16 protein-coding genes, 2 tRNA genes and 1 pseudogene are annotated in these 17,918 nt (G+C 36.3%); 14 read left to right on the forward strand and 5 right to left on the reverse strand.

From position 1 onward, the window contains the following. Positions 1-22 precede the first annotated feature (22 nt). The gene (locus AAGD74_RS01955; protein WP_341810708.1) at positions 23-1,378 is read left to right on the forward strand and encodes a phosphomannomutase/phosphoglucomutase; all 1,356 of its coding nucleotides are present in this window, start codon (positions 23-25) and stop codon (positions 1,376-1,378) included. Between the two features lie 106 nt (positions 1,379-1,484). Here AAGD74_RS01955 and AAGD74_RS01960 read toward each other — a convergent pair whose 3' ends face one another. After that, positions 1,485-2,336 carry an Rpn family recombination-promoting nuclease/putative transposase gene (locus AAGD74_RS01960; protein ID WP_077188186.1) on the reverse strand — a complete coding sequence of 284 codons (852 nt, stop codon included), beginning with the start codon at positions 2,334-2,336 and terminating at the stop codon, positions 1,485-1,487. Positions 2,337-2,546: 210 nt separating this feature from the next. Between AAGD74_RS01960 and ppdK the strand changes: the two genes are divergently transcribed. Next, a complete protein-coding gene (ppdK, locus tag AAGD74_RS01965) occupies positions 2,547-5,282 on the forward strand; it encodes a pyruvate, phosphate dikinase (RefSeq protein WP_338482394.1) in 2,736 nt (911 codons plus the stop codon). An 85-nt stretch (positions 5,283-5,367) separates the two neighbouring features. Here ppdK and AAGD74_RS01970 read toward each other — a convergent pair whose 3' ends face one another. After that, entirely contained in the window at positions 5,368-5,967 is a 600-nt protein-coding gene (locus AAGD74_RS01970; RefSeq protein ID WP_338482392.1) for a hypothetical protein, read from the reverse strand. 143 nt (positions 5,968-6,110) lie between these two features. Between AAGD74_RS01970 and AAGD74_RS01975 the strand changes: the two genes are divergently transcribed. Next, positions 6,111-7,493: an IS66-like element ISWen3 family transposase gene (locus tag AAGD74_RS01975; protein ID WP_007548562.1), complete on the forward strand. Its 1,383-nt coding sequence runs from the start codon at positions 6,111-6,113 to the stop codon at positions 7,491-7,493. A 314-nt stretch (positions 7,494-7,807) separates the two neighbouring features. Here AAGD74_RS01975 and AAGD74_RS01980 read toward each other — a convergent pair. Beyond that, a pseudogene (locus AAGD74_RS01980) lies at positions 7,808-8,752 on the reverse strand (IS481 family transposase); the annotation flags it as partial. Beyond that, positions 8,703-9,155, reverse strand: coding sequence for an ankyrin repeat domain-containing protein (locus AAGD74_RS01985; RefSeq protein WP_341810709.1), 453 nt, complete (start codon positions 9,153-9,155; stop codon positions 8,703-8,705). The gene AAGD74_RS01985 and the pseudogene AAGD74_RS01980, both read right to left, overlap by 50 nt. Before the next feature lie 115 nt (positions 9,156-9,270). On the opposite strand from AAGD74_RS01985, the gene glpX reads away from it, so the two are divergent. Together glpX and AAGD74_RS01995 are read left to right on the forward strand one after the other, a co-directional pair. Then, the gene (glpX, locus tag AAGD74_RS01990; RefSeq protein ID WP_338482825.1) at positions 9,271-10,197 is read left to right on the forward strand and encodes a class II fructose-bisphosphatase; all 927 of its coding nucleotides are present in this window, start codon (positions 9,271-9,273) and stop codon (positions 10,195-10,197) included. 113 nt (positions 10,198-10,310) lie between these two features. Next, positions 10,311-11,693 (forward strand): IS66-like element ISWen3 family transposase, encoded by a 1,383-nt coding sequence (locus AAGD74_RS01995; protein WP_007548562.1) that lies wholly within the window; start codon positions 10,311-10,313, stop codon positions 11,691-11,693. Positions 11,694-11,819: 126 nt separating this feature from the next. Here the strand turns inward: AAGD74_RS01995 and AAGD74_RS02000 are convergent, their stop codons facing one another. Continuing rightward, positions 11,820-12,302 carry a hypothetical protein gene (locus AAGD74_RS02000; RefSeq protein ID WP_077188183.1) on the reverse strand — a complete coding sequence of 161 codons (483 nt, stop codon included), beginning with the start codon at positions 12,300-12,302 and terminating at the stop codon, positions 11,820-11,822. A gap of 205 nt (positions 12,303-12,507) precedes the next feature. Between AAGD74_RS02000 and carA the strand changes: the two genes are divergently transcribed. The 9 genes from carA to rplB all read left to right on the forward strand — a co-directional run bounded on the left by carA (position 12,508) and on the right by rplB (position 17,916). Further along, a complete protein-coding gene (carA, locus tag AAGD74_RS02005; RefSeq protein ID WP_236514842.1) occupies positions 12,508-13,599 on the forward strand; it encodes a glutamine-hydrolyzing carbamoyl-phosphate synthase small subunit in 1,092 nt (363 codons plus the stop codon). A gap of 114 nt (positions 13,600-13,713) precedes the next feature. Beyond that, a tRNA-Tyr gene (locus AAGD74_RS02010) sits at positions 13,714-13,796 on the forward strand. A 4-nt stretch (positions 13,797-13,800) separates the two neighbouring features. Continuing rightward, positions 13,801-13,871: transfer RNA gene (locus AAGD74_RS02015), tRNA-Gly, on the forward strand. 78 nt (positions 13,872-13,949) lie between these two features. Beyond that, positions 13,950-15,122: an elongation factor Tu gene (gene tuf / locus AAGD74_RS02020; protein ID WP_236514841.1), complete on the forward strand. Its 1,173-nt coding sequence runs from the start codon at positions 13,950-13,952 to the stop codon at positions 15,120-15,122. A 14-nt stretch (positions 15,123-15,136) separates the two neighbouring features. Continuing rightward, positions 15,137-15,457, forward strand: coding sequence for a 30S ribosomal protein S10 (gene rpsJ, locus AAGD74_RS02025; RefSeq protein ID WP_012673184.1), 321 nt, complete (start codon positions 15,137-15,139; stop codon positions 15,455-15,457). Between the two features lie 9 nt (positions 15,458-15,466). Next, positions 15,467-16,189, forward strand: coding sequence for a 50S ribosomal protein L3 (gene rplC, locus AAGD74_RS02030; RefSeq protein WP_338482386.1), 723 nt, complete (start codon positions 15,467-15,469; stop codon positions 16,187-16,189). 2 nt (positions 16,190-16,191) lie between these two features. After that, positions 16,192-16,806 (forward strand): 50S ribosomal protein L4, encoded by a 615-nt coding sequence (gene rplD, locus AAGD74_RS02035; RefSeq protein WP_012673183.1) that lies wholly within the window; start codon positions 16,192-16,194, stop codon positions 16,804-16,806. Continuing rightward, complete coding sequence (locus AAGD74_RS02040; RefSeq protein WP_015589144.1) at positions 16,803-17,090, forward strand: 50S ribosomal protein L23; 288 nt, start codon at positions 16,803-16,805, stop codon at positions 17,088-17,090. Before rplD ends, AAGD74_RS02040 begins: the two co-directional genes overlap by 4 nt. 1 nt (position 17,091) lies before the next feature. Further along, a complete protein-coding gene (gene rplB, locus AAGD74_RS02045; RefSeq protein WP_015589143.1) occupies positions 17,092-17,916 on the forward strand; it encodes a 50S ribosomal protein L2 in 825 nt (274 codons plus the stop codon). The last annotated feature ends 2 nt before the right edge of the window (positions 17,917-17,918 follow it).

The raw sequence follows: 17,918 nt of genomic DNA on the forward strand, positions 1-17,918 counted from the left end.
TAGTCACTTCAAGAAGTACAGTATGGACAATACCATTATAAGAAAATACGATATTAGAGGTATAATAGGCAAAGACTTACAGATTAATGATGGGTACGAGATAGGTAGAAAGTTTGGCCAAACCGTAGCTAGTGTTTGTGTCGGCTACGACAGCAGAATAGATTCACCAGGTATAGAAAGAGAATTAATTAGGGGCTTAACTTTATCCGGTGCAAATGTTATACGCGTTGGACTATGCTCTTCACCTATGCTTTGCGCTGCAACACAAATCACACAGGCGGATCTTGGTATCATAGTAACTGCCTCTCATAACCCCAGCGAATATAATGGCTTTAAATTTTTTAGTAATAAAAAAGTCTTCTCAGATCAAGAGATAAAGGAAATTATAAGCAGTCCAATTAAAAACAGCACAAGAATTGGAAGCTTAATTAACATAAATATATATAGTGAGTACATTCGCATATTAAAAAGTGCAGTGAAGAATAATACTACACAGAAATTAAAAATAGCCTGGGATTGTGGAAATAGTCCAGCAAGTGGAATCATAAGGTATATTGAAAAGATCTTGCCTGGTCATACGCACATCGTAACCAATAATTCTATAGATGGGACATTTCCACTGCATGATCCAGATCCCATAGAGGAAAAAAATCTCGCTCAATTAATTGACGTTGTGAAGGAGTATGGATGTGATCTTGGCATTGCGCTAGATGGCGATAGCGATAGGGTGCGCTTAATTGATAATAAAGGCAACGTTGTTTCCAATGACCATTTATTTATAATTTTTGCACGTGAAGTGTTGGAGGAATATCCAGAAAGCAAAGTTATTGCCAACGTAAAAATGAGTATGAAAGTGCATGATTTTGTTAGTAAGTTAGGAGGGCAAGTTATTACCTGCGCTACTGGACATTCACTAGTTAAGAAGAAGATGGTAGAGGAAGAGGCAAAGTTTGCTGGTGAATTAAGCGGGCACTTCTTCTTTTCTGAGCTAGGTTTTGATGATGGGCTATATTCTGCTGTTAAAGCAGTTGACATTTTGCTTAAGAAAAACCAAAGCCTATCTCAGGTAATTGAGGATTTACCGAAGTTATATATCACTCATGAAGTAAAGATTGTAGTGAAAGATGAGAAAAAATTTCAAATAATTGAATCAATAAAGAAAACACTGGAGAAGCAAAATATTGTATTTTCAGATCTTGATGGTGTTAAGGTAACCGATAATAAAGGTTGGTGGCTTCTTAGGGTATCAAATACGCAAAACTGCATTACAGCAAGATGCGAAGGAGAGACTTTAGAGGGTTTTGAACTTACTAAAAAGGTTTTGTTCCATTACATTGATGAAGCAAGGTCTTTAAATTGTAGCTACTCACAGAAATAAATTTGATTTATAAAATTGACATGAAAGTATAAAGATAAATAGGCTAAATGCACTTATCACCTGGTCAGGCTGCAGCATTATTTCGTGTAACCGTTTGCGGGTCCACTTAATTCTGCAATTCTTTGATCTCACTCATGGAGAGGCCAGTAAACTTAACAATAGTGGTGACATCAACATTATTAGCCAGCATTGTTTTTGCAATTTCAATTTTTCCTTCCTTTTTAGCATCATCAAGTTTTTGTTCAAGAACAGCCCGTTCATCACGAATACGTTTTATTTCCTGTTCGTAGGCAATAAATTCTTTCTCTGACCAGTTGAATCTATTTAGTTCTTCATATGCCTTTTTAATTATTACATCACTACCTATTATCTTTTCCAATTCTTCTTCGCTAGTTTCATCTGCATATTTAAAATAATAGATCCATTTTTCAACTATACTCTCCAATTGGTCTTCTTTAGTTTTAGGAAATTTTGGTAACTCGATAAATGTAAAATAAAAATCTTTTAAATCATGTTCATAGCTATCTTTGTCTAACATTACATGATCTGACTTATACTCAGATTTATTAGGAAAGAGAATACAATCAGCAATAGCTATAAAAATGATTTCTTTAAGATCCTGATATTGATCACCTTTATCAGCTTGCCTTGAATAAGCTTTAGCAGCGTAATATTGAGCGCGTTTTTCAAAGCCTTTAGTTTTGGCAACTTGCATTTCGACTATTACTTGCACCCCATTTTCATCCCTGCAAAGAACATCAACGATACTTTGTTTTTTAGAGGCAATTTCAGCATCTTGAATAGTGCTGAGGAATTCTATTTCTTTTATTTCATCTTTGCCAGTGAACCCCAAAATATCATTGAGAAAGTGAATGAGGATGTCTTTATTTTTTTCAGTACCAAAAATACGCCGGAACGCAACATCATTCTTGGGGTCGAGAAATTTAGAAAGAGCCATAAAAAAATTTTTAAATGTATCTTTATATTATATATTCTTATTGATAATAATTCAATAATTTGTCATCTTTTTTGTTAACTTTACTGATGTTGCCAGAAGGAACGTTGTTGCAAAATTTTGTAAAATTTATTATCCTAAGGTTTCAAGTTCTCACAGGTTTATTGGAACTATATGTACAATGTGTTTATCAGTGAAAATCCGGAGAAAATGATGGGGGAAAAGTTAATACATTACTTTAGCCAGGGTAAATGCGAAGGCAATGCAGAAATGAAAAATCTGCTGGGAGGAAAGGGGGCAAATTTAGCAGAAATGTGCAATGTTGGCATTCCTGTTCCACCTGGTTTCACAATTTCCACCTCTGCTTGCGAAGTCTATTATCAAGACAATAGATCTTCTGTTATCCAAGTAGCTGACTACTCGGATCCAGAAAAAAATGTGGTCACGCACTGGAATGACATATGTAGTGGAATCAAAAACTACATGGCGATGCTCGAAAATGACATCGGTTGTAAATTTGGGGATTTAAATAACCCCTTATTAGTTTCAATACGCTCTGGTAGTGTTAGTTCAATGCCGGGCATGCTTGATACTATTTTAAATGTTGGTCTAAATGATGAAACCGTTGTTGGGCTTGCAAAAAAAAGTGGCGAACGTTTTGCTTACGATAGCTACTGCCGTTTCATCATGATGTACTCCAATGTTGTACTACAGCTTGATCATCACCTATTTCAAGATGTTGTTGATAATAAGCAGCAAAAGAGTGGAGCAAAAAGCTTAGCTGATCTTGATGTTGATGTTTTAAAAGAAATTGTTAACAATTTCAAAAGGATAGTACATGAAAAAACAGGAAAACATTTTCCGCAGAACGTTGAAGAGCAATTGCTCAGCTCAGTGAATGCAGTATTTGCTTCTTGGAAAAATGATAGGGCTGTTTCCTATAGAAGAATACATAATATTCCTGAAAACCTTGGAACAGCGGTCAACGTGCAAGCAATGGTTTTTGGTAATTTAAATGATAATTCTGCAACTGGTGTGATATTTACACGAAATCCTTCAACTGGAGAAAAAAAGCTTTTTGGTGAGTTTTTGGTTAATGCTCAGGGTGAGGATGTGGTTTCTGGTGTTTATACTCCTATGCCAATTGACGGAGAGCAAAAAAACACCATGGAGAAGTTGCTGCCAAGTGTCTACCGAGAATTATGCGTGGTATGTGAAAAACTTGAAAGGCATTATAAAGACATGCAGGATATCGAATTTACTGTACAGGACGGTAAGTTATGGATTTTGCAAACTAGGTCTGGCAAGCGCACGGCTGAAGCTGCTATTCGCATAATAGTTGATATGGTAAACGAAGGAACGATTACAAAAGAAGAAGGAATATTGAGAATTGATCCAAAAACCTTTGACAATTTATTGCATCCAGTTCTTGACGTTAAGGGTGACCAGAAAGTAATAGGGAAGGGACTGCCGGCTTCTCCAGGGGTTGCTTCTGGATATGTAGTGTTTAGTGCAAGTGATGCTGAAAAAGCTGCAGAGCAGGGTAAAAAAGTGATTTTAGTAAGGTCAGAAACGAGTCCTGAAGATATTAATGGAATGAATGCTGCAAGTGGCATAGTAACAGCACGGGGAGGGATGACCTCGCATGCTGCTGTTGTAACCCGTGGAATGGGTAAGCCATGCATTTGCAGTGTGAGTGGACTTTATATCGATAAAGATGGAACTTTCTTTTCTGTAGGGGATACAAAAGTAAATAAAGGTGAACCAATTACCATCAACGGAGGAACAGGGGAGGTTATGCTTGGCATTCTTCCTACAATTTCACCTGAATTATCGCAAGAATTCAAAACGATAATCAACTGGATAGATGAAATCAAAACGATCAAAGTGAGAGCGAACGCTGATACTCCAAAAGATGCAAAAATTGCAAAAGAATTCGGTGCAGAAGGTATAGGCTTATGTCGCACAGAACATATGTTTTTCGCTAGTGATAGAATCGAATTCATTCAAAAGTTGATAATAGCTGACGATGAAAATGAAAGGGCAAATGCGCTCATTAAACTGGAAGAAATGCAAAAGTCTGATTTCAAAGAAATATTTTCTATTATGGAGGGTAGGGAAGTCACTATACGTTTGCTTGATCCACCTTTGCATGAATTTTTACCCAATAATCAGTCTACTATAGAAAAAATCGCCAAATCGCTTAGTAAGTCAGTTGAATCAGTAAAAAATAAAATAGCACAGTTATCAGAAAAGAACCCAATGCTTGGCCATCGAGGTTGTAGACTTGCCATTTCTCATCCTGAAATATATAGCATGCAAATCAGGGCAATACTTAGTGCTGCAAATGAGCTGAAGGAAGAGAAAAAGGTAGAAGTTAAGCCTGAAATCATGATTCCTTTTATCATGAGTGAGAAAGAGTTTGTTCTGATATGCGAGCTAGTGAAGAAAGAATTTTCTGTCATCTCAGCTAGGATCAAGAAGCCGATTCCAGCGTCACGCGCTGGAATGACATCAGACAAGGCTTATTCAATTGGAACGATGATAGAACTGCCACGAGCGGCACTGATTGCTGATAAGTTAGCAAAACATGCAGAGTTTTTTAGTTTTGGCACTAATGATTTAACGCAAACAACCATGGGACTTTCAAGAGATGATTCAGTTAATTTCCTCGATTCTTATAAGGAAAGCAACATATTCGGAAACGACCCATTTGAAGTGCTGGACATCGAAGGGGTAGGGGAGTTAATCAAGATAGCCATTGAAAGAGGCAAAAAAACCCGAAAAGAAATAAAACTGGGTATATGTGGAGAGCATGGAGCAGATCCAAAATCCATAGAGTTTCTCATCGAATCAGGGGTGGATTACGTTTCATGCTCACCCTATAGAGTACCGGTTGCAAAGTTAGTGGCAGCACAGTTTAGTGTTAGATCTAAATTTGCTAGGTAAGTATAGTGGCAGTGTTGGCTACTCATATGGTTTGAGCCCACCAGAGGGTGTCATTCCAGCGCGTGACGCTGGAATCTAGTTTTTATTATGGCCTTTTGGATCCCAGTGTCTGGGCACTGGGATGACATCCTGTTACATGTTCAACTTCATTCTCTCTCATCTCCCTATAACTTGGTAATGTAGAATTTTTTACATGCAACCCGGTATATATTGCAATCAAAGCAGCTATGACACTGCAAACTACTGCACCAGCTACAAATGGAACCATCACAGCAGCAGTAATGAATAATCCTGTAATAACAACTCCAACAACATCTTTTGTCAACGAGGTGTAAAAATCCTTTTTGCTCTCTTTATATTTAGTTTCTTGTTCATTTGGCATAGAAAATTGAGCATCTACAAAGCCGTTAGCTTTATTATCATTATTTGGTGTGGCAGTTTGGTCAATCCCTGTTACTACAGGCGTTTTATTTTCGTTATTATGATGCTGACCGTTACCACTATTTGGTGTAACAGTTTGATTGGTATTTGTCTTCTTTGTTAATATAGAAGGCACTGTTACTACAGGCGTTTCATTTTTGTTATTATGATGCTGACCGTTACCACTATTTGGTGTAATAGTATGATTTGATAGACCATCGCCGTGAGTTCTTATATTACTAGACTTATCATTACCGCTTGACATAGCGGATGTGCCGGCGTTTGTTGATACTACAGGAGATACTGGTTTATTAATAACACTCCTACCGTGTATCCGTTCAGCGGAGTGGCAGAATAAGGTAGACAAGGTGATCTAAGAAGATAATCATAGAGCAAAAGTGAAGTAATATGGTAAACCTTTTAGAACTTTGCAAAAATTTACAGCAAAAAATAGAAAGGTTAGAAGCAAAAATAGAAAGATTGGAAAAAGAGAATGAAAGTTTAAAAGCAGAAAATAAGGCTTTAAAGATAGAAAATGCTGAGTTAAGAGAAAGACTCGGTTTAAGCTCAAAAAATTCATCAATACCAAGTTCCAAAGAGTTGTATAAAATAAAAAAGAATAAGCCGAAAAGCGAAAGGAATATTGGCGGTCAGGTTGGTCATAAAGGAAGTTTTCGCGCCAACATGGATGCAGATAAAGTAGTAAAGATAGAGTTGCCTAATACTTGCGAATGCGGAGGAGAAATTGCAATATGTGAAAAACCATATATTCATCAGAAAGTTGATCTTCCAGAAATCAAGCCTTATGTAGTGGAATATCAGTTAGAACATGGCCGTTGTCGGAGATGCGGAAAGAGAAGAAGTAGCAAGTTACCGGAAGGTGTTACGCCAGATACATTTGGTCCAAGGGTTAAGTCAATAATTGCAGCGTTCAGCGGATTCTACAAAAATTCAAAACGCGAAATAGCGAGTGTCGTAAATGATATCTTCAATTTGAACATAAGCGTCGGTAGCATATCAAATAGTGAACATAGAGTTGCTTCAAAATGCAAAAAAATGTATGAGCAGATCGAACAAGAGATAAGTAGGAGTAAAGTTCTACATATTGATGAAACGAGCCATTATAACAAAGGTAAACTCGCTTGGTGTTGGATGTTTGCAAGCAATACGGCAAGTTTTGTAAAATTTACAGAGTCAAGAGGAATGAAAGTTTTACAAAATAGTAAATTCTGCAATCGCAATAGCTTGGTAATAACTGACAGGTATGCAGCATACAATTATTTTGCCGATAAAAACAGGCAAATCTGTTGGGCACATTTATCAAGAGATTTTGAAAGATTAGCACATAGTTGGAATATTGAAGTTAAAGTTCTGGGTTGTTACTTGAGAAACGTGGCCACTGAATTATTTGCACTAAAAAAAGCTTTACTAAAAAGTGAGATAGATGTTTTGAGGTTTGTCAGACGTGCCAGAAAATTAAGAAAACGTACAAAGTATTACTTGAAGGAGATATCTCGTTTACCTGAAGCAATTGGAGCCTCTCGAGTTGCAAAAAATGTTCTGAGATCTGAAAGAATGATGTGGAAATTTTTAGATGACCCAGAAAATATTCCGCTGACAAATAACCACGCTGAACGGCAAATTCGGCATTATGTCGTTTATCGCAAAAACTCATATTTTACACAATCAAAGCGGGGAAATACATTCCTTGAGCGGATAATTTCATTATACTTAACTTGGAAACAAAGGGGTCTCAATCCTTTCCAAAATCTCCTATCTATTGTTTCTTAAACCACTCTCCTGAACGGATACCCTACCGTTACCACTATTTGGTACAGTAGTTGGATTTGTTTTTTTTTGTTGATGTTGCTATAGATTTACTAGTGGCATTACTATTACTGCCAGATCCTACTTTAATTTCCTCATTAGATATTTTTTTGCTTTTCTTGTTTCTCCTCTATCGCTGACACGAGTAACGTAACAAGTTTTTCATTGTTTTTGTCTATAGCCTTATCTAACGCATTACTCTTTAATTGTTGACACAACTTGTACAGCTTGCTTTTAGGTATTAGCTTTGATTGTTCTGCGTTAACATTTTGTAAGATGTATGGTCCCAGAGTGTGATGGTGTGGATTTAGTATAAATAATTCTGGAGACTGTGTCCACTGATAACATATAAATTCATAAGGAGTAAGACCCTTAAGAGTTTTGAGTCTCTTTGCATAATTATAAGCCATAACAAAGTTATAAAGGTGTTCTTTAAGTTGCTGGTGCGATTGATAGTAATACTTCTTAACTGTAGCATCCTTTAAAGTTTTATTCATACGCTCGACTTGCCCATTCGTCCAAGGATGGCTAACTTTTGTCAAACGATGTTCAATAACATTCTCTTCGCAAACTCTATCAAATATATGTTGGAAAGCATACTTATGACGCTTCTGGTTTGTAAATTGTATACCGTTATCTGTCAAAATAGTATGGATTTTATACGGTAAAATTCTAATCAAATTACGTAAGAACTCAGCAGCTATGGGTTTTGTAGCACTGTTACACAACTCAACATAGGTAAATTTGGATGTCCTATCAATAGCAACAAACAAATGTAATTTGCCCTCCTCAGTTCTAACTTCAGCAATATCAATATGAAAGTAACCGATAGGATATTGTTTGAATTTCTTTTTTGACTTAACTTCTCCATCAACAGTTGGTAATCTGCTAATGTTGTGTCTTTGTAAACAACGATGCAAGCTAGAGCGAGTCAAATGCGGAATTGTAGACTGCAGAGCGTAAAGGCAATCATCTAGTGGCAGTAGTGTATACTTGCGAAATGTAACTATTATAGCTTCCTCTTCTAGCGTTAAAACAGTTGATCTTGGATGCTTTGGACCCATATCAGCATCTTTCGTAAATGAACGTTTTCTCCACTTAATAATAGTTTTTGGATTAAGGTTATAATGCTTGGAGAGTTTTGCTATGCTCTCTTTTCTATTTTGTATTGCTCTACGAATCGTCTGTGTTGTTTTGGCGCACCCATGTAATATCTGTCCCATAATGACTCCTTAAATGATGATGATAGTATACCATCACTCTCTGGGACCATACATCTAAGAGTAGATCTAAAATTTCGGTATTACCAAAATGGACAGCATAATTTAATATAGATTGACCATTTATAGTTTTGGGAATATGGCATGTTTCTTCTTGTTGGGAAATGATACTAATAATTTTTAGCTCATTTTTAAAGAGAAATTTTATAAAATCTAGATTACTTTTTTCAATTGCAAGTGCTAATAGTAAATCTCCCAACACACAGCCATTATGAAATTTTTGCTTTAGATCAATTCTTGCATTTAGCTCTTTACTTAATTCTTCAAGACTTGCTTGAGGCTTCTGTTTTACAGTCTCATTTATATTTAGATACAACTCTCTAATATCATCATTACTATATATCATAACTAACCCTACTACTATATGTTAGTTTATTATAGCAACTTTCCCACAACCAGTCAAGACATATTGCAGTTTCAAGCAGCATGATATATATTGAATATAGTTCTTAAAGCAAATGATGGAAGATTTAGCCTATAAATTAGTTAAAGTGACCGAAGCTGCAGCACTTGCTGCGTATAAATTGGCAGGCTTTGGTGATGAAAAAAGGGCTGATCAGGTTGCAGTTGATGCAATGCGTACAGTATTAAATTCAATGGAAATAAATGGTACTATCGTAATTGGTGAAGGTGAGAGAGATGAAGCGCCGATGCTATATATTGGCGAGAAGGTTGGCACTGGAAATGGTCCTGAAATCGACATTGCCGTTGACCCACTTGAGGGCACTACGATTTGTGCTCATTACAAACCAGGGGCAATGTCTGTTCTTGCTGCAACGAAAAAAGGTAATTTTTTACATGCACCTGATGTTTATATGGAAAAAATAGCGGCAGGAAAAAATCTTCCAGAGGGTGTAGTCTCACTAAAAAATAGCATTGAAAAGAATCTAGACAATTTAGCCAAGGCAAAAAAGTGCAAAGTGAATGATCTCGTGGTAACTGTACTTAAACGTGAAAGGCATAGTGAATTAATAGAGAAAATCAGGAAATTAGGAGCAAAAATTAAACTAATAGATGATGGTGATGTTGCGGCCATAGTTTCACTAATAAATGGCAATCATGATATGTATATCGGTATAGGAGGAGCACCAGAGGGAGTGCTTGCGGCTGCAGCGCTAAGCTCTATCGACGGACAGATGGAGGGAAGATTAGTACTTGATACGGATCAGTTAAGAGAAAGAGCAAAAAATTTAAATATTGATGACCCAGAAAAAGTCTACGCCGTAAAAGATATGGCAAGAGGTGAATCAGTGTTCATTGCAACTGGAGTAACAAGCGGAGAACTTGTGGATGGAGTTAAATTGAATCATAATACCTATTCAACTAATTCTTTAATAATTCTGCCTAATAGGCTGATAAAGCTGCAAACAATGCAGAACTTATGTTAGCTTTTTTAGTTTCTAATTTTAGCTTTACAACATTTGTATCCGTTCAGCGGAGTGGCAGAATAAGGTAGACAAGGTGATCTAAAAAGATAATCATAGAGCAAAAGTGAAGTAATATGGTAAACCTTTTAGAACTTTGCAAAAATTTACAGCAAAAAATAGAAAGGTTAGAAGCAAAAATAGAAAGATTGGAAAAAGAGAATGAAAGTTTAAAAGCAGAAAATAAGGCTTTAAAGATAGAAAATGCTGAGTTAAGAGAAAGACTCGGTTTAAGCTCAAAAAATTCATCAATACCAAGTTCCAAAGAGTTGTATAAAATAAAAAAGAATAAGCCGAAAAGCGAAAGGAATATTGGCGGTCAGGTTGGTCATAAAGGAAGTTTTCGCGCCAACATGGATGCAGATAAAGTAGTAAAGATAGAGTTGCCTAATACTTGCGAATGCGGAGGAGAAATTGCAATATGTGAAAAACCATATATTCATCAGAAAGTTGATCTTCCAGAAATCAAGCCTTATGTAGTGGAATATCAGTTAGAACATGGCCGTTGTCGGAGATGCGGAAAGAGAAGAAGTAGCAAGTTACCAGAAGGTGTTACGCCAGATACATTTGGTCCAAGGGTTAAGTCAATAATTGCAGCGTTCAGCGGATTCTACAAAAATTCAAAACGCGAAATAGCGAGTGTCGTAAATGATATCTTCAATTTGAACATAAGCGTCGGTAGCATATCAAATAGTGAACATAGAGTTGCTTCAAAATGCAAAAAAATGTATGAGCAGATCGAACAAGAGATAAGTAGGAGTAAAGTTCTACATATTGATGAAACGAGCCATTATAACAAAGGTAAACTCGCTTGGTGTTGGATGTTTGCAAGCAATACGGCAAGTTTTGTAAAATTTACAGAGTCAAGAGGAATGAAAGTTTTACAAAATAGTAAATTCTGCAATCGCAATAGCTTGGTAATAACTGACAGGTATGCAGCATACAATTATTTTGCCGATAAAAACAGGCAAATCTGTTGGGCACATTTATCAAGAGATTTTGAAAGATTAGCACATAGTTGGAATATTGAAGTTAAAGTTCTGGGTTGTTACTTGAGAAACGTGGCCACTGAATTATTTGCACTAAAAAAAGCTTTACTAAAAAGTGAGATAGATGTTTTGAGGTTTGTCAGACGTGCCAGAAAATTAAGAAAACGTACAAAGTATTACTTGAAGGAGATATCTCGTTTACCTGAAGCAATTGGAGCCTCTCGAGTTGCAAAAAATGTTCTGAGATCTGAAAGAATGATGTGGAAATTTTTAGATGACCCAGAAAATATTCCGCTGACAAATAACCACGCTGAACGGCAAATTCGGCATTATGTCGTTTATCGCAAAAACTCATATTTTACACAATCAAAGCGGGGAAATACATTCCTTGAGCGGATAATTTCATTATACTTAACTTGGAAACAAAGGGGTCTCAATCCTTTCCAAAATCTCCTATCTATTGTTTCTTAAACCACTCTCCTGAACGGATACGAAAAGATAATTTCATTATACTTAATTTGGAAACAAAGGAGGCTGAACCCTTTTCAAAACCTTCTATCTATTGTTTCTTAAACCACTCTGCTGAACGGAGACAGTTTAGGCTGTTATGCCTGGCGGCTTTGTTGGAATAAGTTTTTCAACACTGCTAACAATAAAGTCAGTGATACCGTCAGCTACCTTATCGAATTTATTGTTTATATCTTTTCCTATTTCTTCATTTTTAACATATTCGTGTAGAGCTAAAGCAGTTATAGCTGCACATGCTGCAATCAAGCCAGTTTTTGCTATAATGAGCATTGATAATCCTCCTACCAATATAGATGTTAATCCAATAGCCAGGTTTATAATTTTACTTTGTGTTGTTTGTTGTGCTTCCTGATTTTGACCTGCTTCCTTCTCTTCAAGAACGTTTGATATTATTTTTGAGACAATTTTTACCGCGATTATTGCAATTGCGGTCATAGCTAATCCTATGGCTATTTTTGCTAAGAGAAAAAATGATGGCAACACCATCGTAAAGAATAGTAAACCAGCTCCTGCAATCAGTAACTTATTTTTAGACTGAAACCCACTTAGCATGATAACTAACCTCTCTATTTTTTAACTACTAAATATATCTAATATAAAATACGGAGATAGTCAACATATTTTATGGAAGGGCGTGTTAAAAATTTTTTTCATATTGTTCTTCGCCGCCTTATGGTTGAATTTGGAGTTTTAGAAAGAGTTACGTATTATTTGAAATTCTTGTATACTGTTTTGAATCAGTTAAATAGATAATGAAGTGCAGGACGCAGTTTTAATTTTACAAGATGGTAAATGCTTTTGGGGAAAATCAGTAGGTAAAAAAGGCAAGTGCATAGGTGAGATCTGTTTTACCACTGGTATGACCGGGTATCAGCATACTATAACTGATCCTTCTTTTGCCGATCAAATTATAACGTTCACTTTTCCTCATATTGGTAACATTGGAGTAAACCATAAAGATAATGAAGGAAAGAAAATTTTTGCAAGTGGTGTGGTTATGCGTGAACTTTCTTCTATGTCCCACTCTTCTTCATATATCAGTTTAAATGATTGGTTAGAGAAAAATAACGTGATTGGGATATCAGGAGTTGATACTAGAGCTTTAACGAGACATTTGAGAGAACATGGATCTCAAAATGGAATGATATACCCGTCAAGCGAGACGCATGTGTTGGATGAATTGAAGAAATACAAACCTGTAAATGGGATAGAAATAACCAATAAAGTTAGCTTGCATAGTAATTTTAAAAGAGACCTTAATGCAAAATATAGGGTTGTAATCGTTGATTTTGGCGTAAAAATCAGTATAGTTTCACGCTTAATAGAACTTGGTTGTACAGTTGAATTAATCAGACCAAGCACAGGTTTTGCTCAAAAAGTGTTGAGTATGAATCCAGATGGTATAGTGCTTTCAAATGGTCCTGGTGATCCGCAAGAAATAGGAGAAAGTGTAGTTTCAGAAATAGACATTATTATAAAATCTAAAATACCAATTTTTGGCATATGCATGGGCCATCAATTACTTGCGATTACTTTGGGGGCAAAGACCATCAAGATGGATATAGGTCACCGAGGGAGTAACCATCCAGTTTATGATGTAATTAGTGGAAAAGTTGAGATCACTAGCCAAAATCATGGTTTCGTTGTTGATTCAGCTTCTCTTCTAAGTAATGTTGAAATTACTCACATTTCTCTATTTGATAATAGTGTAGAGGGAATAATGATGAAGGATTACCCAGTCTTTTCTGTGCAATACCATCCAGAAGAAGCGCCAGGTACGCATGATTCGCATTATTTGTTTAAACGTTTTATTGACAATATTGTGTTGTATAAAATGAAATCTGCGTGATTTTAATCAGGGTAGGTTTTATTGCTTGATTTTTTAATTTTAGGCGTTTAGTATTAAATACAATAAGAGCTTAAGTTAAGATGCTAAAATAGTATTCTCTTAACAAATTTTTGCGGAGGAGTGACCGAGTGGTTAAAGGTAACAGACTGTAAATCTGTCCGCGTGAGCGTACGTAGGTTCGAATCCTACCTCCTCCATTGTGCGGGTATAGCTCAATGGTAGAGCTCTAGCCTTCCAAGCTAGTGACGTGGGTTCGATTCCCACTATCCGCTCTTTTTTTTGTTGTATTTTTATAAAATCAACATATTATTTATTGATGTATTTGTATTTTAGGTGGAAAAGTTTAAATTATGACAGCAATAGTGGAAGCATTTGGAAAGCCGCATGTAAATGTGGGAACAATAGGACATGTGGATCATGGGAAGACAACGTTAACAGCGGCGATAACAAAGCATTATGGAAATTTTGTAGCGTATGATCAGATAGATAAGGCGCCAGAAGAAAGGAAGAGGGGGATAACGATAGCAACAGCGCATGTTGAATATCAGACGGAAAAAAGGCATTATGCACACGTTGATTGTCCTGGACATGCTGACTATGTAAAGAACATGATAGTAGGTGCAGCACAGATGGATGCGGCGATATTGGTAGTGTCAGGGGTTGATGGGCCAATGCCACAAACGAGAGAGCATATATTGCTGGCGAAGCAGGTAGGTGTTGGATATATCGTGGTGTATATAAATAAAGCTGATGTTGCTGATGCTGATATGATGGATTTAGTAGAAATGGAAGTGAGGGAATTGCTGAATAAATACGGATTTCCAGGGGATGAAGTTCCTGTGGTAGTGGGATCTGCATTGAAAGCGCTGGAGGATGACAGCAGCGAATATGGAAAGAAATCAATAGATAAATTGATGGAAAAGTTAGATGAATATGTGGCGGTTCCACCAAGGCCTGTGGATTTACCATTTTTATTGCCAATCGAAGATGTATTTTCGATATCGGGGCGAGGAACAGTGGTAACAGGAAGAATAGAGAAGGGAGAGATAAAGACGGGAGAAGAGATAGAGATAATAGGTCTGAAAGCGACGCAAAAGACGATATGCACAGGTGTTGAGATGTTTAAGAAGTTGCTGGATAAGGGAAGTGCAGGACTCAATGTAGGAATATTGTTAAGAGGAACAAAAAGAGAAGAAGTGGAGAGAGGGCAAGTATTAGCGAAACCGGGGACGATAACACCGCATAGAAAGTTTAAGGCGGAGGTTTATATATTAAAGAAAGAGGAAGGAGGAAGGCATACACCATTTTTTGCGAATTACCAGCCACAGTTTTATTTAAGGACAACAGATGTAACTGGGAGCGTAAAATTGCTAGATGGGAAGGAGATGGTAATGCCAGGAGATAATGTGAGTATAGAAGTAGAATTGCAAGTACCGATAGCGATGGATAAGGGATTGCGTTTTGCGATAAGAGAAGGTGGTAGAACTGTTGGTTCTGGTGTTGTTTCTGAAATTTTGGAGTGAGTGTAGTAACTAAGATGAAGCAAGATATATATATTAACATTAAGGCTTTCGATTGTTCTTTATTGGAGGAGTGTGTTCGAAAATTTGTTGATGAATTAAAGCGGTCCAGTGCAAAATTATCTGGTCCGATTGCGTTGCCAAGGAAAGATTCTAAATTTATTGTTAATAGATCTCCTCACGTTGATAAAAAATCTCGTGAACAGTTTGAAATGAGAACTTCTAGGCGTTTGATTGTTTTACATGATCTTACTCCTACTATGATGCAGATGCTTACAGGTTTATCTTTTTCTGCTGGCGTAGAAGTGGATTTAAAAGTCAAGGAAGTTAAGGTTTAGGAGAAGGAAATGAAGAGAATAAATTCGCTGAGGAGAATTGGTTTACTAATGATGAATATTGGTCATACTGCTATGTATTCTGACAATAGTCGCATGGCTGTAACTTTATTGCATCTCAGCGAAACTTATATTATTGATATAAAAGGACAAGATAAATGTGGCTATAATTCAGTCATTTTAGGCACAGGAGATTTTAAAAATATAGCAAAACCTCAGTTGGAATATTTAAGGAAAAAGGGTATAAATAATAAATGTAAGTTATACGAAAGTAGATTAAATGACCTGTCGGGAATAGAATGTGGTAAAAAAGTGGGAATCAATCATTTTGTGGTTGGTCAATATCTTGATATTACGGGTTATTCTATAGGTAAAGGATTTGCTGGTGTGATGAAGCGGCATAATTTCAGTGGGCTTAGGGCATCTCATGGTGTTTCTATTGCTCACAGATCACAAGGTTCCACTGGCCAATGTCAGGATCCTGGTAGAGTATTCAAAGGAAAGAAAATGGCTGGTCATTTAGGTAACAGCAGGATAACTGCACAAAATATGAAGATATTATCCATTGATCATGAAAATAGTATAATTGCTGTGAAGGGTAATAATGTTCCTGGGTTTAAAAATTCCTATGTTTTTGTAAGAGATGCAGTTAAAAAATCTTTACATAAAGATGTTCCTTTTCCGGTAGGTTTACTGTTAGATGTAAATGATGATGCTAGTAATTTGGTAAGTTAGTTATGGAATGTAATTTAGTTAATCTATCTAATGATAATGTAGGTACTGCTCAGCTCAATCCTTTGATATTTTCTGCTAAGCAAAAATTGAGTATTTTGCATGATATAGTGAGATGGCAATTAGCGAAGAGAAGAGCTGGTACTCATAAAACAAAAGGTATTAGTGATGTCTCTGGTACAACAGCTAAACCTTATGGTCAAAAACGTACCGGTAGGGCAAGACAAGGGAGCTTGCGATCTCCTCAATTTAGAGGTGGTGGGATTATTTTCGGCCCTGTTGTGAGGAGTCATACTTATTCTCTTAATAAGAAGGTACGCAAATTTGGTTTAAAAATTGCTTTATCTCTAAAGTATTTAAATAATCAAGTAATTATTCTGGATAATTTAAATATTGATGTGAAGAAAACGTCTGAAATGTGTAAATGTATTAAAAATTTTAAATTTTCTTCCTTTTTGATAGTTGGTGATTATGGAGATGATTTGTTGCGTGCGGCTAAAAACTTGCACTATGTAGACTTAATCAAACCTATTGGGTTAAATGTTTTTGATATATTGAATCACGAATGCGTGATGTTGACAAAGGATACTTTAAAGCATCTTGAAGGTAGATTGTTATGATCAAATATAATAATATAATAAAATCTCCTATAATTACAGAAAAGGCCTCTTTTTTGAGGGAGAAGTTTAATAAATATTCTTTGTATGTTTTTGTAAATGTAAATAAGCGTCAAATAAAGTTGGCAATAGAGTCTCTATTTGATGTTAAAATTTCTTCTATAAATGTTGTTAGAATTAAGCCTAAATATAGGCGTTTTAGGGGTGTGATTGGTTGTGAAAAACAGAAAAAGAAAGTTTATTTTTCTTTGATGGATGGTCAAAAATTAGATATAATGAGCGTTTAGTATGGGTATGAAATTTTTTAATCCTGTTACTCCGTCTTCTCGTGGGACTGTGTTAGTAAGTAAAGTTGGTTTATCAAAAGATGAGCCAGAAAAGTCTCTTACATCCGGTAAAAAGTCCAGTGGTGGAAGAAATAATCATGGTAGAATTACAACTCGTCATAGGGGTGGTGGTCACAAAAAGAAGTATAGAGTGATAGATTTTAAGCGTAATAGAAGTGGTCAAGGTATAGTTGAAAAAATAGAGTATGACCCAAATAGAAGTGGGTTTTTGGCGTTAATATCATATAAGGAAGATGATATTAAGTCTTATATATTAGCTCCTCAAGGTATGAAGCCAGGTGATGTTGTTACAGCTGGGAATGATGCTGATATTTTGCCAGGGAATTGTTTACTACTCAAGCATATACCTGTTGGTTCTTTCGTTCATAATGTTGAGCTGAAGCCAGGTAATGGTGCTGCGATTGCTAGAGCTGCTGGTTGTTATGCACAAATCGTTGGTCGTGATGGCCAATATGTTTTATTACGACTCAGGTCTGGTCAAATTAGGTTGATTTTATCTTCTTGCAAGGCTACTATTGGTGTAGTATCTAACCCTGACCATAAGAATAGAAAGTTGGGTAAAGCTGGGAGAAGTAGGTGGCTTGGGATTAGACCTACTGTACGTGGAGTTGCAATGAATCCGGTTGACCATCCTCATGGAGGCGGGGAAGGAAAAACCTCTGGTGGTCGTCATCCTGTTACTCCTTGGGGTGTTGCAACAAAAGGAAAGAAAACTCGAAGGAGAAATAAATCTAGTGATAAGTATATAAAACAATTGAAAGGTTAGTT

It is taken from the genome of Wolbachia endosymbiont (group A) of Campoletis raptor (assembly GCF_964026755.1).
GTDB lineage: Bacteria > Pseudomonadota > Alphaproteobacteria > Rickettsiales > Anaplasmataceae > Wolbachia > Wolbachia pipientis.